This is a genomic window from Cytobacillus citreus (assembly GCF_018343665.1).
Lineage (GTDB): Bacteria > Bacillota > Bacilli > Bacillales > Cytobacillaceae > Cytobacillus > Cytobacillus citreus.
Genome location: NZ_JAGYPM010000003.1, coordinates 296,121 through 309,801 on the forward strand (window position 1 = coordinate 296,121; position 13,681 = coordinate 309,801).

17 protein-coding genes are annotated in these 13,681 nt (G+C 37.7%); 4 read left to right on the plus strand and 13 right to left on the minus strand.

The window, feature by feature from the left end:
* Window positions 1-8: 8 nt before the first annotated feature.
* The 6 genes from KHA94_RS13035 to spoIIM all read right to left on the minus strand — a co-directional run bounded on the left by KHA94_RS13035 (window position 9) and on the right by spoIIM (window position 5,062).
* Window positions 9-833: a purine-nucleoside phosphorylase gene (locus KHA94_RS13035; RefSeq protein ID WP_213102568.1), complete on the minus strand. Its 825-nt coding sequence runs from the start codon at window positions 831-833 to the stop codon at window positions 9-11.
* 15 nt (window positions 834-848) lie between these two features.
* Entirely contained in the window at window positions 849-2,033 is a 1,185-nt protein-coding gene (deoB, locus tag KHA94_RS13040) for a phosphopentomutase (protein WP_213102569.1), read from the minus strand.
* 256 nt (window positions 2,034-2,289) lie between these two features.
* On the minus strand, window positions 2,290-3,183 hold the full coding sequence (xerD, locus tag KHA94_RS13045; RefSeq protein ID WP_213102570.1) for a site-specific tyrosine recombinase XerD: 894 nt from the start codon (window positions 3,181-3,183) through the stop codon (window positions 2,290-2,292).
* A gap of 8 nt (window positions 3,184-3,191) precedes the next feature.
* Window positions 3,192-3,422, minus strand: coding sequence for a YqzK family protein (locus KHA94_RS13050; RefSeq protein WP_213102571.1), 231 nt, complete (start codon window positions 3,420-3,422; stop codon window positions 3,192-3,194).
* A gap of 309 nt (window positions 3,423-3,731) precedes the next feature.
* Window positions 3,732-4,202: a ferric iron uptake transcriptional regulator gene (gene fur / locus KHA94_RS13055; RefSeq protein ID WP_213102572.1), complete on the minus strand. Its 471-nt coding sequence runs from the start codon at window positions 4,200-4,202 to the stop codon at window positions 3,732-3,734.
* 215 nt (window positions 4,203-4,417) lie between these two features.
* A complete protein-coding gene (gene spoIIM, locus KHA94_RS13060) occupies window positions 4,418-5,062 on the minus strand; it encodes a stage II sporulation protein M (RefSeq protein WP_213102573.1) in 645 nt (214 codons plus the stop codon).
* Between the two features lie 167 nt (window positions 5,063-5,229).
* On the opposite strand from spoIIM, the gene KHA94_RS13065 reads away from it, so the two are divergent.
* The gene (locus KHA94_RS13065) at window positions 5,230-5,793 is read left to right on the plus strand and encodes a GNAT family N-acetyltransferase (RefSeq protein ID WP_213102574.1); all 564 of its coding nucleotides are present in this window, start codon (window positions 5,230-5,232) and stop codon (window positions 5,791-5,793) included.
* Window positions 5,794-5,961: 168 nt separating this feature from the next.
* Here KHA94_RS13065 and KHA94_RS13070 read toward each other — a convergent pair whose 3' ends face one another.
* Window positions 5,962-7,128 carry a TIGR00375 family protein gene (locus KHA94_RS13070; RefSeq protein WP_213102575.1) on the minus strand — a complete coding sequence of 389 codons (1,167 nt, stop codon included), beginning with the start codon at window positions 7,126-7,128 and terminating at the stop codon, window positions 5,962-5,964.
* Window positions 7,128-7,679 (minus strand): NUDIX hydrolase, encoded by a 552-nt coding sequence (locus tag KHA94_RS13075; RefSeq protein WP_213102576.1) that lies wholly within the window; start codon window positions 7,677-7,679, stop codon window positions 7,128-7,130. The genes KHA94_RS13070 and KHA94_RS13075 overlap by 1 nt, the downstream gene beginning before the upstream one ends.
* Window positions 7,680-7,755: 76 nt before the next feature.
* Here KHA94_RS13075 and mciZ point away from each other — a divergent pair, with 76 nt between their 5' ends.
* Window positions 7,756-7,908 (plus strand): Z-ring formation inhibitor MciZ, encoded by a 153-nt coding sequence (gene mciZ / locus KHA94_RS13080; RefSeq protein WP_213102577.1) that lies wholly within the window; start codon window positions 7,756-7,758, stop codon window positions 7,906-7,908.
* Between the two features lie 198 nt (window positions 7,909-8,106).
* Window positions 8,107-9,018 (plus strand): aldo/keto reductase, encoded by a 912-nt coding sequence (locus tag KHA94_RS13085; RefSeq protein WP_213102578.1) that lies wholly within the window; start codon window positions 8,107-8,109, stop codon window positions 9,016-9,018.
* Between the two features lie 74 nt (window positions 9,019-9,092).
* Here KHA94_RS13085 and KHA94_RS13090 read toward each other — a convergent pair whose 3' ends face one another.
* The 5 genes from KHA94_RS13090 to KHA94_RS13110 all read right to left on the minus strand — a co-directional run bounded on the left by KHA94_RS13090 (window position 9,093) and on the right by KHA94_RS13110 (window position 12,508).
* On the minus strand, window positions 9,093-9,338 hold the full coding sequence (locus KHA94_RS13090; protein ID WP_213102579.1) for a YqkE family protein: 246 nt from the start codon (window positions 9,336-9,338) through the stop codon (window positions 9,093-9,095).
* Between the two features lie 38 nt (window positions 9,339-9,376).
* On the minus strand, window positions 9,377-9,754 hold the full coding sequence (locus tag KHA94_RS13095) for a VOC family protein (protein WP_213103241.1): 378 nt from the start codon (window positions 9,752-9,754) through the stop codon (window positions 9,377-9,379).
* Between the two features lie 123 nt (window positions 9,755-9,877).
* Window positions 9,878-10,546: a CoA transferase subunit B gene (locus tag KHA94_RS13100; RefSeq protein ID WP_213102580.1), complete on the minus strand. Its 669-nt coding sequence runs from the start codon at window positions 10,544-10,546 to the stop codon at window positions 9,878-9,880.
* A gap of 20 nt (window positions 10,547-10,566) precedes the next feature.
* The gene (locus KHA94_RS13105; protein WP_213102581.1) at window positions 10,567-11,256 is read right to left on the minus strand and encodes a CoA transferase subunit A; all 690 of its coding nucleotides are present in this window, start codon (window positions 11,254-11,256) and stop codon (window positions 10,567-10,569) included.
* A gap of 64 nt (window positions 11,257-11,320) precedes the next feature.
* A complete protein-coding gene (locus tag KHA94_RS13110; RefSeq protein ID WP_213102582.1) occupies window positions 11,321-12,508 on the minus strand; it encodes an acetyl-CoA C-acetyltransferase in 1,188 nt (395 codons plus the stop codon).
* A gap of 234 nt (window positions 12,509-12,742) precedes the next feature.
* Here KHA94_RS13110 and KHA94_RS13115 point away from each other — a divergent pair, with 234 nt between their 5' ends.
* Window positions 12,743-13,648, plus strand: a complete 906-nt coding sequence (locus tag KHA94_RS13115; protein WP_213102583.1) for a hydroxymethylglutaryl-CoA lyase — start codon at window positions 12,743-12,745, stop codon at window positions 13,646-13,648.
* Window positions 13,649-13,681 lie beyond the last annotated feature (33 nt).

Genomic DNA, 13,681 nt, shown 5'->3' on the forward strand with positions numbered 1-13,681 from the left:
CTAGTTTTTTATCTTGAACCGAGTTCAGCTACGATAGCTTTTACATATTGAAGAAAACTTGCTTTAACTTTTTCTGTTGTTTCTATAACTTCCTCGTGATTGAGAGGCTGATCTAAAATCCCGGCTGCCATGTTGGATATACAGGATATTCCTAATACACTCATTCCTGCATGTCTAGCTACAATAACCTCTGGAACTGTAGACATACCTACTGCATCTCCACCTAATTTCCGTATCATGCGCACTTCTGCAGGTGTTTCATATGTAGGTCCTGTATTTCCAACATAAACACCTTCTTGCACCTTCATGTTTATTTTAGATGCGATTTCTTTTGCCAGCTTTCTTAAATTAGCCGAATAAGCCTCAGACATATCAGGGAAACGAACGCCCATTCGAGAGTCATTTGGACCAATTAATGGATTACTGCCCATATTATTAATGTGATCCGAAATTAGCATTAAATCGCCAGGAGAATAGCTTTCATTCACTCCACCAGCTGCATTTGTCACGATTAATTGTTGAATTCCTAGGTCTTTCATTACACGAACTGGGAAAGTTACTTTATCAAAGCTATACCCTTCGTAATAATGAAAACGCCCTTGCATGGCAACAACCTGTACACCATTTAGCAATCCGAAAACAAGCTGGCCCGCATGTCCTTCCACTGTTGAAATAGGGAAATCTGGGATTTCATTGTATGGGATTTTAACTGCTTCTTCTATTTCATCACCTAGCACGCCTAATCCTGAACCAAGAATTAAGCCAATAATCGGCTGTTTTTGGTATCTTTTCTTTAAAAAACTAGCTGCATTTTGAATTTTTTCATAATCCATTCTAAAATATCCCCCTTAATTCAAATCACCTAAGAAGCTCTCACCGTAAGCAGGCATTTTTACTTTAAAGTTATCTGCTACACTTGCTCCAATATCAGAGAAGGTTTTCCTAATTGAGAGTTCTTTACCATCTTCCATATTCTTCGCATAAACAAGAAGAGGGACAAATTCTCTCGTATGATCTGTTCCATGATGTACCGGATCATTCCCATGATCAGCAGTAATAATTAACAAATCCCCTTCTTTCATTTTTGCAAATACTTCAGGAAGTCTAGCATCATATTCTTCAAGTGCCTTGCCGTATCCTATTGGATCTCTTCTATGTCCGTATAGAGCATCAAAGTCAACCAAGTTAAGGAAGCTTAGACCTGTAAATTCCATATCAAGGGATTGCAGTAATTTATCCATACCATCCATATTAGAAACAGTGCGAAGTGACTTGGTCACACCTTCACCATCAAAAATATCAGAGATTTTTCCGATTGCAATGACATCAAAGCCTGAATCCTTTAACTCAGACATCACTGTACGATCGAATGGCTTTAACGCATAATCATGCCGGTTTGAAGTTCTTTGAAAATTGCCTGGTTCTCCTATAAATGGTCTTGCAATAACCCTGCCGACCATATATTTTTCATCTAATGTCAACTCACGAGCTATTTTACAGATTCGATATTGCTCTTCTATCGGAATAATATCTTCATGTGCTGCAATTTGAAGAACCGAATCTGCTGAAGTGTAAACAATTAGAGCACCTGTTTTCATATGCTCTTCACCAAGCTCAACAATAATTTCCGTTCCACTCGCAGGCTTATTCCCAATCACTTTTCTTCCAGTGCGTGTTTCTAACTCTGAAATTAGTTCATCAGGAAAGCCTTCAGGGAATACTTGAAATGGAGTCTTAATATTTAGGCCCATGATTTCCCAATGACCTGTCATCGTATCCTTTCCATTAGAAGCTTCCTGCATTTTCGTGTAGAAGGCAAGCGGTTTTTCTGCCTTTTCGACACCTTTAATTTCACGGATATTGCTTAGTCCAAGACTCGCCATATTCGGCATATTAAGTCCATTCATTCTCTCTGCAATATGACCAAGTGTATCTGCACTTAAGTCACCAAATTTTTTCGCATCAGGTGCTTCACCAATTCCTACTGAATCCATGACGATAACAAAAATCCTTTTATATGCAAATGGTGTCATGATATTCCCTCCCCAATTTTTGAATACGGTTACAGTAAATTACGTAAGTACACAGGTAACAACGTAAGGATGGAGCTGCCAAAATCACCTGCTTATAAAGATATAAATATAAGTTACCCATTACAACAGCGAATACCCTAATAAACTACCAAAAACGTCAGAAGTCTGACATCTTTATTTTACATAAGATTATGTAAAATTGAAAGAAAAAGCTGCCCAAATTTCATGGCAGCTTTTTGACTGAAAAATAGGTCTTTTAAGCGCGTGGGTGAAACTGGGTATACACATCTTTTAACCTTGTCTTTGTTACATGTGTATAAATTTGTGTCGTTGAAATATCAGCATGTCCAAGCATTTCTTGAACTGCGCGTAAGTCAGCCCCATTTTCTAGCAAATGAGTTGCAAAAGAATGTCTTAATGTATGAGGGGTCAATTCCTTTTCTATTCCTGCTTCTCTTGCCAGTCGTTTTAGTATTTTCCAAAAGCCTTGTCTTGTTAGTCTTTTACCATGATGATTTAGAAAAAATGCATCTTCATGATGTTTTTTTGAAAGAAACTGGCTTCTGCCCTCTTTTATGTAATGATCAAGTGCTTTTGCAGCTGCTTTTCCTATTGGGATAATACGCTCTTTATTTCCTTTTCCAACACATCTGACAAAACCCATTGTTAAATGGACATCTCCCATATTTAATCCAATTAACTCGCTAACCCGAATTCCGGTTGCATATAAGAGCTCAAGCATTGCTTTATCACGAATACCGTAATGATCCGTGTGTTTAGGGGAATCTAATAAGGTCTCCACTTCTTGCATATTTAAGACCTTAGGAAGCGAACGCTCAAGCTGAGGCGATTCAATATGAACGGATGGGTCTTGATCGACTGATTTCTCACGGAGAAGAAATTGGTGGAATGCCCTTATTGAGGCAACATGTCTTGCTAATGTTTTTGAAGATTTCCCCTGATCTTTTAAGTACCCAAGAAAATGAATAATCTGCGCACGCTGAACACTATTAAGCGATAACATATTTTCGACGTTTTTTAAGTATTTTGTGTAGCTTTTTAAATCTCGTTCATATGACATGATTGTATTTTTGGCGAGACCTTTTTCTACGATTAAATAATGTATAAAATCTTTAAGCTCGTCCTCCATTGATTCCACTACTCCCCATTTAAATAAAAAAGAATTAACCGATCTAGCCAGTTAAAGGGCTCGCTGCTGCTTGCACTGGCCGAAACCTTTACAGCCGCTCCCTTTGGCTCATCATATCGATGATAATCTTGATATTCATCATTTAACCACATAATACCATAATAAAAAAGGATTGTGCATCCTGTGAAAAGCACGAATACCTTTATCGTTTGAAATGCAATTAATAACCAAGATCTCATCTTTTACTATCCCCCACAAAATCATAATAGTAAAAGGTATGCCATCTTGGACAAGAAATATACCTAAATCCACCTTAAAAACAATTTTAGAAAAACCCTTTTCTAAATTAATTCGCTTTACTATAAGAACAAGAATTAACTTTGCAAGAGATAAAAATAAAAATTCCAATATAATTAGAAAAGCCTGTAGGACATGCGTTAAAAAAATGATCCAGAAAACGGATCAAAATTTCTTCCGCATACCCAACAGGCAGCTTCATCAATAATCAATAACTATGTTAATTAGCTATAATAGGTTCCAACTTATGATTAGTTGCTTATTTCATTTTCTTCTTCTTTGTTTTTATCATGACAGCGATAGCAAATACCATGGAATGTTAGACGATGGTCTTTAATCTTGAAATTCCATCTTCGCTCAACAACTTCTTCTACATCCTCTAATAAATCTTCCTGGATCTCATCCACTGCTCCGCATTCAATACAAACCAAATGATGATGAAAATGTGCAGCTCCTTCTTGTCTGAGATCATAGCGGGAAACACCATCACCAAAATTAATTTTATCTACAATTTTTAATTCTGTCAGTAATTCAAGCGTTCTATATACAGTTGCTAAGCCTATCTCAGGCGATTTTTCTTTTACTAGGAGGTAGACATCTTCCGCACTTAAATGATCCTCTTCATGCTCTAATAAAACGCGAACGGTCGCTTCACGCTGAGGCGTCAATTTGTAGCTGGATGAATGCAACTGCTTCTTTATTCTATCAATTCTGCTTTCCATTACGAAGTCCTCCTCGCCCACTAACACATTCTCATTATAACAGATATTGGGATAGTTTCAAAATAAAATTATTACAATCAAATGATTATAATTAATATTATATAATATTAATTATAACGAATGCAGATATGGATCTTCTGTTTTTAATTTCTGCTTGTAAATAAAACAAGACGGATAACCGATTATCGGTTTTTCCGCCTTTTTTCTTTGATCTTCTAAGACTGAAAAGAATGAATAACTGATTTCATTAGGAGTGGTGAGATAAAAGCCTCAATGATTGCCGCTGCACATAAGAAAATAATGGCAATTGCAAACGCGATCATATATCTTCCTAATAAAGGCATAATCGGTGGACCTACTTTTTTCATAAATTGTCTGCTTATCATTTTTAAAGAGAAGGAAACGGAAAGTGTTGCCGAGATAATAAAAATCGGAATGATGATTAGATTTTGTGGTAGAACCGATACAAATGAAAGCCAAAAACCATCCCATCCCATTTGATTGACTAAAAAACCTACAGTAAAACCTATTACCATTCCTTTCATGAATAAAAGAATCAAAATTATCGGAAGGCCAATGACGGATATTCCCAATAACCACATTAGACCAATAAATTTCATATTATGAAACAAGCTTTGTCTAAATAAGTCCTGCGATGCCGCTACTTCTTCACTTGATACTTGGCCAAAGAATTGAGACAGGTAGTAAAATAAGTCCTCTTTCTGTGTAAAACTTAAGCTATTGACAATAACAGCACCAAAGATTACACCCATTAAAAATAATACAATCACAAACAAATAAATTGAGGAATGCTCGCGAAAATGATTGGCGACGACGTTCTGGTACATTTTTTTTCTCATTTGCTATCCTCCTGGTACAAATTCAGTTATTTAATTGTATGCCTGTCCTTTTAACGTATGACATTTTTTTAGGAAAATTAAAGACTGGAAAAATATTGTTGAATATTTTAAATTTTGCATTATAATATTCAAAATCAGTTTTTTATTATAAAGGAGGAGGATTTTTGTTGAATCCAATTTTAGTAGATTTTCCAGAGAGGATTGAAACAGAACGACTATATTTACGACCGTGTTTACCGGGAGATGGAATCATCACTCATGATGCCATTGAAGCATCAGTGGATGATTTAAAACCTTGGCTTCCTTTTGCTAACAAAGAGCAAACTGTAGAGGATAGAGAGGCTAATATTCACGAGTCTTATTCAAAATTTTTACTGCGCGAGGACTTCCGCATTCATATTTTTAGAAAAGAAGATGATGTTTTTGTTGGCTCGACCGGGCTTCATCGAATTGATTGGAACGTACGAAAATTTGAAATTGGATATTGGTGTGACTCAAGGCATAAGAAAAATGGATATATTACAGAAGCAGTGGATGCCTTAGTAAAATTCGCTTTAAACCATTTTGAAGCCAATAGGATCGAAATCCGCTGTGATCCAAGAAATACGAACAGCAGAAAAATCCCAGAAAAATTAGGATTCACGCTTGAAGGAATTTTAATCAATGATGATTTAAGTGCTAATGGGAAAGAACTCCGGGATACTTGTGTTTTTGCGAAAGTTAGGAAGTAGTTAGAAAAGCGTAGGCGCCTTCGGAACAATCAAAAAAAGCCAGCTCCTGTTTTGGGGCCGGCTGTTCTTACAAGTATAGGATTGTATTTTAGATTTGTTCCTATCTCTACAAATATTTTAATTTAGAAATTTTGTATCCGTCACGAAACATTTGTTTACACATGAATATTATTCAACTGTAATTTTTCCGTATTTCCCACCACCACCGGCGGAGAGATTTAATTTTCCCTCTCTCGCTTTTACGATGAGTTCAGCCGTTTTTTCTGGGACGATTTCACTTAATTTTTCTAATGGCACTTCATGCAAAATCGCCATTTCCGTACCAAAATGATTGAGAAGCTTTTCAAGCATTTTAGGACCTAAGCCTGGAATGAACTCAAGCGGAACCTGATGGACATATGGCGGCCGATCTGCAGGAGAACTACTCGCTGTTTTTAGCTCGGATATTCTATCTGCGACACCTTTTACAAATTTAGTGCACCCGCAATGACTGCATTCTTGTTTCTCGGGATGAAATGAAGCAAAACACTGTGCGCACACTGTTTGATGATATTTCCCAAGCATCGGATCAAGTCCGTAATTTCCTTTGATTCTTCGGCCTTCTATTCCTTTTAATGCCTTTTTCAGTTCATTAAACGTTGGTTCAGCCATTTGCAGTACATGATATTCCCTTGCAATTTTCTTTAATGAATGAGCATCTGAATTTGTAACAAATGAATAGTCATGCAGCTCTTTAATTTGATCAGCCATAGCAGTGTCTGCACTTAAACCAAGTTCGATGCCGTCGATCATATCTTTATCGAATACCTCTGTCAACGATTGCTGGACGCCTTTTCCATATAAGCTTTTAAAAGGAGTAAATACATGAGCAGGAATAAATAATCCTCCAAGTTCCTTCACTTTCTTTTGCAGTTCACGTCCTGAGGCATAAATTCGTTGCGAGCTGAGTGTAATATTTTTCATATAGTTGGAAAGCCACATTGAAAATTCTCTCATTATTTCTAAGCCTGGAAAATAGCAAAGAACATGAATTGGACCATTGCAGTTTTCATCGAAGATTTCCAGCTCTGATCCTGGTATGATTGTTAAGTCCCCGAATTGTAATCCTCCTTCCGGGTGCTCCGTCACATCCTCAGTCTCCATTAGCTGAGCAATTTCCAAAATGACCTCTGGCGAATGACAGTCGATAATTCCAATCATATTCAAGCCTTTTTCATTTCTTGCGTGCTCAATAATATTTGTAAATGTAAGAGATTTAGCTCCTGTTATTTTCACAGGTTTGCCTGTCATTGTGCGGCCGATATGAATATGTAAGTCAGAAAAGTAATCCTTCATTATTTTTTCAACGCCCTTTGCAGTTGCAGATATTGTACTGCATATGCCGTTTTTGCATCGTAAATTTTCTTTTCTTTTAAAAATTGCTCTGCCTCATCAAGTGTCAGCTCTATTAAATTGACAAATTCGTCTTCATCAAGTGAAGCTGCATTTTCTTTTTGTACAAGCCCTTTCGCAATATATAAATGAACAATTTCATCAGCAAATCCCGGAGATGTATAGAAGGAGATAAGCCAGTCCATTTCCTTGCAATCATAACCTGTTTCTTCTTCTAACTCTCTTTTGGCACATTCAAGCGGATCTTCTCCTGGCTCCAGTTTTCCCGCCGGAATTTCAACAATTGTTTTTTCAAGCGCCTTTCTATATTGCTCAACCATTACAATTTTTTCGTCATCTGTTAATGCAAGTACAGCTACTGCTCCTGGATGCTTAATAATTTCACGCTTGGATGTATTTCCATTCGGCAACTCAACATCCTCTAATTGAAGACTAATTACTTTACCCATGTATATTTTTTCTATGTTGATCGTTTTTTCTTCTAGACGACTCATAACCTATGCCACTCCTGTTCTATTACGATTATGTGTACTCATACATATTATCATACTTTAATTGGGGGAGTATGAGATGAAAGTATATGTTCACGATAAGGGTGTTACGTTAATAGGAAAAGCCTGGGAGATACAAGCAAAATTGAAGGAATATAGGAAGGATTATCGCTTACTCAAAGATTGGGTTAATTTAGAAAATACCCCTCATCAAATTAAGCGGATATATTGAGAAAGTAGCGTATATTTATTAAGTGACCGATATAATTCGAAAGTAGCCGATATATATATAAAGTGACCGATTTATTAAAAAAAGTGACCGATATACGCTGTTCATACACGTTTTGAATACGTGAAGATTCAATTTATTTGTTGTTTGATCCATTCTTTCGTTAAAATAAGAACAAAAGGATGAAATTGAGGTTGTTTTATGAAAAAAAGACAGTTAGGCAAATCAGATTTATTTGTAAGTGAGCTTGGGCTTGGGTGCATGTCACTTGGCACAGATGCAAAAAATGCTACAGCCATTATTGAAGCTGCGTTAGTGGAAGGCATTAATTACTTTGATACTGCCGATTTATATGACTTTGGACAAAACGAGCAACTTGTCGGGCAAGCCTTAAAGACTGTTAGAGATCAAGTTATTATTGCAACAAAGGTTGGAAACCGCTGGAACGAGCAGAAGAATGGCTGGAGCTGGGATCCCTCTAAAAAATATATAAAAGAAGCAGTGAAGGGTAGCTTAAAAAGGCTTGGAACCGACTATATCGATTTATATCAGCTTCATGGAGGAACGATTGAGGATCCGATTGAGGATACAATTGAAGCATTTGAAGAGCTAAAAGCTGAGGGATTGATTCGTTATTATGGAATCTCTTCTATCCGTCCAAATGTTATTCGTGAGTATATCAAAAAATCAAATATTGTCTCAGTCATGATGCAACACAGTATACTAGATCGACGTCCAGAGGAGGAGATGCTGCCGCTTATTCACGAAAAAGGGATCGGTGTCGTTACTCGAGGTCCGCTAGCTAAAGGGATTTTAAGCGGCAAAACGCTTGAGAAAGCTGCTAAAAGTGGCTACCTAGATTATAACTTTGAAGAATTGCAAGTTACGATATCAAAACTTCGGGAAAAACTCACAGATTTATATTCCTTAACAGAAATTGCACTTCAATATAATTTAGCTGATCCAGCTGTTTCTTCCGTGATTGCAGGTGCCAGCAGTGTAGAACAATTAAAAGAAAACGCAAAAGCAGTTCGTGCTAATCCGCTAACAAAAAATGAAATAGCCATCATTCAAGCAATTTCTAAATCAAATCAGTACGATCAGCATCGATAAAAAAGAAATCACAAAAAAAATGAAGGGCTTCACTAAGTCAATATCGACATTAGTGACAGCCCCTTTTCTCCTATTTATTTAAACTCTTTCCAATTCAAATTGCTTTCACCAAGCAGCTCTTCAAAGCTTTTATTCTTTTCACGCAATCTTCTTTCCTCTTTCTTGCGCTGTTCTTCCTCTTCCCTTTTCTTATCTTCTTCTGCTTTTAATTCCTGCTTTGTATCTTTTAACTTTTTCATTAATTCTTGATTCAGCATATCGCCAAGTGTTACTGGTTTATCCTCTTTTTTGGGCTGGGAATGCTGCTTTTTCTTTTTCATTGAAATCCCCTCATAAAATAATGTTGTCCAATATTATATCACTTTTCATTCATAAACTCGAGAAATTCAATGCGATTTCCAAACGGATCATCAATAAAAAAGCGGTTTCTGCCTTCTATTGGCGGTTCTTCTTTTATCAGAACTCCTTTTTCTGTCAAACTATTGCGCAAAACTTCCAAATTCTCTACTACGAATCCAGGATGTGCTTTTTTGGCAGGTAGAAAATCTTCTTGAACTCCGATATGTATTTCCTGATTACCGCATTTAAACCAACAGCCCCCGCGCTTTAAGAGATTTTCCGGCTTTGGAATCTCTTCAAGCCCGAGGATATTACCGAAAAACCCTCTTGCCTGCTCCTCACAGTCTTTTGGAGCGGCTAATTGGATATGGTCGATTCCTTTAAAAGCAAAATTCATCATGTAGTCCCCCTTTTTAGTAATGCGGAAGCGGAGCTAGACAGTTCTCTAACTCGAAAAAATTTATACTTATTCATTTAAATAGCGAAAAGCACAGTATTAATACTGTACTTTTCGAGTAAATTAATAAGCTTCTGTTAATACGTTCTCGTCCACCTGCAGCTCTGCTTCTGTTGATTGAACTACCTCTTCAACGGTATAGCCCTTTGCAACCTCAACGAGCTTTAGGCCAGAGTCGGTAACATCAATTACTGCTCTTTCTGTAATGATTCGGTTTACAACTGATTTTCCTGTTAATGGAAGTGTGCATTTTTTTAGAATTTTCGAGTCGCCGTTTTTGTTCGTATGGTCCATGATGACAATGATTTTCCCTGCACCGTGAACAAGATCCATCGCGCCTCCCATTCCTTTAATCATCTTGCCTGGAATCATCCAGTTCGCTAGATCACCATTTTCAGAGACTTCCATTCCTCCAAGAATGGCAATATTCACATGCCCGCCACGAATCATCGCAAAGGATTCAGCGCTATCAAAATAGGCTGAACCAGGAATAGTTGTAACAGTTTCCTTTCCTGCATTGATTAAATCAGGATCCACTTCTTCTTTTGAAGGAAATGGCCCGATGCCAAGCAAGCCATTCTCTGATTGCAGCACTACTTGCTTATCTTCTGAAATATAATTAGCTACAAGTGTTGGCATACCAATCCCAAGATTAACATAGAAGCCACTTTCAATTTCCTTTTCAGCACGTCTGGCAATTTTTTCGCGAACAGCTGCTTTATCGTTACTCATGTCTTCGTCTCCTTCCCAAATTACTTTGTTAATGTTAGCCTTTCAATGCGTTTTTCCTGATTTCCTTGAATTAAAGATTGAACATAAATGCTTGGCGTATGAATAAAGTTTGGATCAAGCTCTCCGATTTCATAAAGGGTTTCGACTTCAGCAATCGTTACCTTTCCAGCCGCTGCAATCATTGGGTTAAAGTTTCTAGCCGTTTTATGATAAACGAGATTCCCCATCTTATCACTTTTCCAAGCCCTCACTAAACTGAAATCAGCTATTAACGCCTCTTCAAGCAAATATTCTTTTCCGTTAAAGTATTTTGTTTCTTTTCCTTCTGCAATGGGCGTTCCTACTCCTGCAGGCGTGTAAAAAGCTGGAATACCAGCACCCCCTGCGCGGATTTTTTCTGCAAGCGTTCCTTGTGGGAGGAGTTCGACTTCAATTTCTCCTGAGAGAACCTGTCTTTCAAACTCTTTATTTTCTCCAACATAGGAGCCAACCATTTTCTTAATCTGTTTATTATTTAAAAGCAAGCCAAGACCCCAGTCATCCACACCACAGTTATTTGAAATGACGGTTAAATCTTTGACGCCTTTTTCCACTAAAGCTAAGATAAGATTTTCTGGTATGCCACAGAGTCCGAATCCGCCTACCATTAAAACAGCGCCATCATGAATATCCTTCACTGCTTCATTAAAGGAAGTACAAATCTTTTTCATGTCCATTCTCCCCTCTCAATTGAGAACGTTTTATTTACTCTTTATACTTGCTTCCTAAATTGAATTACGCCAGCTCTACCACGGTTGCAACACCTTGACCGCCACCGATACAAAGAGTTGCAAGTCCTTTTTTTGCCTGCCGCTTTTTCATTTCATGAATCAATGTAACAAGGATTCTCGCACCGCTTGCACCAATCGGATGCCCTAAAGCAATAGCTCCCCCATTAACATTTAAAATGTCTTTATTAAAATGCAGCTCTCTGTCAACAGCAAGTGATTGTGCCGCAAATGCTTCATTTGCTTCTATTAACTCCATTTCATCTATAGAAACGGATGCCTTTTCAAGGGCTTTTTTCACAGCGCTGACAGGTCCAATCCCCATAATACTTGGGTCTACTCCTGCACTAGCATTTCCTTTAATCGTGACTAATGGCTGAATGCCCAATTCATCTGCTTTTTTTCTGCTCATTACTATTAGAACTGCAGCTCCATCATTAATGCCTGAAGCATTTCCAGCTGTGACACTGCCATCTTTTTTGAATGCTGGACGAAGGGCAGCTAATTTTTCAGCAGTTGTTCCTTTTTTTGGATATTCATCCGTATCAAAGACGATTGAGTCTCCCTTTCTTTGCGGGATTTCAACAGGGACAATTTCATCTTTAAATTTTCCCTCTTCAATTGCTTTTGCTGCTTTCGTTTGGCTTAAAGCAGCAAATTCATCCTGTTCTTCCCTGTTCAGCTCATATTTTTCACAAAGATTTTCTGCTGTTACACCCATATGATAATCATTGAATGCACACCAAAGCCCATCAGATATCATTGTGTCAACAAACTTCTGATCGCCCATTTTAAATCCATTTCGTGCATTTTTTAATATGTATGGTGCTTGGCTCATATTCTCCATACCACCAGCGACAACGACATTTGCGTCTCCAGCCAAGATTGCCTGTGTTGCCAAATGAACGGCCTTCAATCCCGATCCACACACTTTATTAATCGTCAAAGCGGAAACGCTTTCAGGGAGTCCTACTTTAATTGCCGCTTGCCTTGCTGGATTCTGACCAAGGCCAGCCTGTAATACATTCCCTAGAATAACTTCATCTACCTCTTCAGGTTTCACACCCGCTCTTTCAAGTGCCCCTTTAATTGCCACTGCCCCTAATTCTGCTGCGGATATATCCTTTAAACTTCCATTAAAGCTGCCAATTGCTGTTCGGACTGCGCTGACTATGACTACCTCTATTTGTGTCATCTTACTCATCCTCTCTCGGCTATTTCATTAATACAATTTCGAGAAATAACGCAAAAACCCTTTTATTTTGTCAAAATTTCTATAATTCTTGCATTTACAAATACAAGAACACTAAAATATAGAGAAGAACAGAGCGTTCGCTCAGAATAGTTGAAAACAATTTCAATATTTTAATAAGGCATTTGTAAAAAATGAATTGTACTTCTATTAAACTATGAGATTGGAGAGAGAAACATGACGCTTCAAATGCCCGAAAAAGTAACAATCATTGAAGTTGGTCCGCGTGATGGATTACAAAACGAAAAATCCTTTATCCCAACAGAGATAAAAAAAGATTTTATTAAAGGATTAAAGGATGCTGGATTAACTGAAATGGAGTTGACTTCCTTTGTATCACCAAAATGGGTTCCACAAATGGGAGATGCAGCTGAAATTGTTGCCGATTGCTTAGATGATCGTACCCGAAACATTGTCCTTGCCCCGAATAGAAAAGGAATCGACAGAGTTTATATGACCGATTGTAGTGCCGTTGCTGTTTTTGTTGGTGTCAGCAATACGTTCAATCAGAAAAATATTAATAAAACGACTCAGGAAAGCATGAATGAGTTAACTCCTATTATCGGTGAGTTAAAAGAAAAGAGATTCTTTGTTCGTGCATGCATTTCAACTGCATTCTACTGTCCTTATGAAGGAAAAATGGAATTAGAGGATGTTGTGAGCTTGTGCCGTCAATTTGTGGAGGCTGGTGCTGATGAGCTAAGTGTGGCCGATACAATTGGAATGGCTGCACCCCATGAATCCTATGCATTATTCAGCCGTTTAAAAAAAGAATTTCCTTCCACCCTTATAACTGCTCATTTTCACGACACAAGAAAAATGGCTCTTGCAAATATTTATGCTGCCCTGCAAGCTGGCATAGATCGCTTTGATACTTCAGCTGGCGGACTAGGCGGATGTCCATTTGCTCCAGGAGCAGCAGGAAATGCTGCTACAGAGGATGTCGTCTACATGCTTGAACGAATGGGAATTGAAACAAGCGTAAATTTAGAGAAATTAGTCAAAGCCATTGATGTTGTTCAGCCTTATTTATCACGTTCAATTGAAAGCACCTATTATCGACTTCACATACAGAAAGTTTAATTATGAATAATCTTGTACTTCTTAATCCATCTT

What these genes read in the sequence shown, in the direction of transcription:
- KHA94_RS13035 (WP_213102568.1), bottom strand. Translation starts at nt 833, where the DNA reads ATGGATTATGAAAAAATTCAAAATGCAGCTAGTTTTTTAAAGAAAAGA.
- deoB (WP_213102569.1), bottom strand. Translation starts at nt 2,033, where the DNA reads ATGACACCATTTGCATATAAAAGGATTTTTGTTATCGTCATGGATTCA.
- xerD (WP_213102570.1), bottom strand. Translation starts at nt 3,183, where the DNA reads ATGGAGGACGAGCTTAAAGATTTTATACATTATTTAATCGTAGAAAAA.
- KHA94_RS13050 (WP_213102571.1), bottom strand. Translation starts at nt 3,422, where the DNA reads ATGAGATCTTGGTTATTAATTGCATTTCAAACGATAAAGGTATTCGTG.
- fur (WP_213102572.1), bottom strand. Translation starts at nt 4,202, where the DNA reads ATGGAAAGCAGAATTGATAGAATAAAGAAGCAGTTGCATTCATCCAGC.
- spoIIM (WP_213102573.1), bottom strand. Translation starts at nt 5,062, where the DNA reads ATGAGAAAAAAAATGTACCAGAACGTCGTCGCCAATCATTTTCGCGAG.
- KHA94_RS13070 (WP_213102575.1), bottom strand. Translation starts at nt 7,128, where the DNA reads ATGAAGGATTACTTTTCTGACTTACATATTCATATCGGCCGCACAATG.
- KHA94_RS13075 (WP_213102576.1), bottom strand. Translation starts at nt 7,679, where the DNA reads ATGAGTCGTCTAGAAGAAAAAACGATCAACATAGAAAAAATATACATG.
- mciZ (WP_213102577.1), top strand. Translation starts at nt 7,756, where the DNA reads ATGAAAGTATATGTTCACGATAAGGGTGTTACGTTAATAGGAAAAGCC.
- KHA94_RS13085 (WP_213102578.1), top strand. Translation starts at nt 8,107, where the DNA reads ATGAAAAAAAGACAGTTAGGCAAATCAGATTTATTTGTAAGTGAGCTT.
- KHA94_RS13090 (WP_213102579.1), bottom strand. Translation starts at nt 9,338, where the DNA reads ATGAAAAAGAAAAAGCAGCATTCCCAGCCCAAAAAAGAGGATAAACCA.
- KHA94_RS13095 (WP_213103241.1), bottom strand. Translation starts at nt 9,754, where the DNA reads ATGAATTTTGCTTTTAAAGGAATCGACCATATCCAATTAGCCGCTCCA.
- KHA94_RS13100 (WP_213102580.1), bottom strand. Translation starts at nt 10,546, where the DNA reads ATGAGTAACGATAAAGCAGCTGTTCGCGAAAAAATTGCCAGACGTGCT.
- KHA94_RS13105 (WP_213102581.1), bottom strand. Translation starts at nt 11,256, where the DNA reads ATGAAAAAGATTTGTACTTCCTTTAATGAAGCAGTGAAGGATATTCAT.
- KHA94_RS13110 (WP_213102582.1), bottom strand. Translation starts at nt 12,508, where the DNA reads ATGACACAAATAGAGGTAGTCATAGTCAGCGCAGTCCGAACAGCAATT.
- KHA94_RS13115 (WP_213102583.1), top strand. Translation starts at nt 12,743, where the DNA reads ATGACGCTTCAAATGCCCGAAAAAGTAACAATCATTGAAGTTGGTCCG.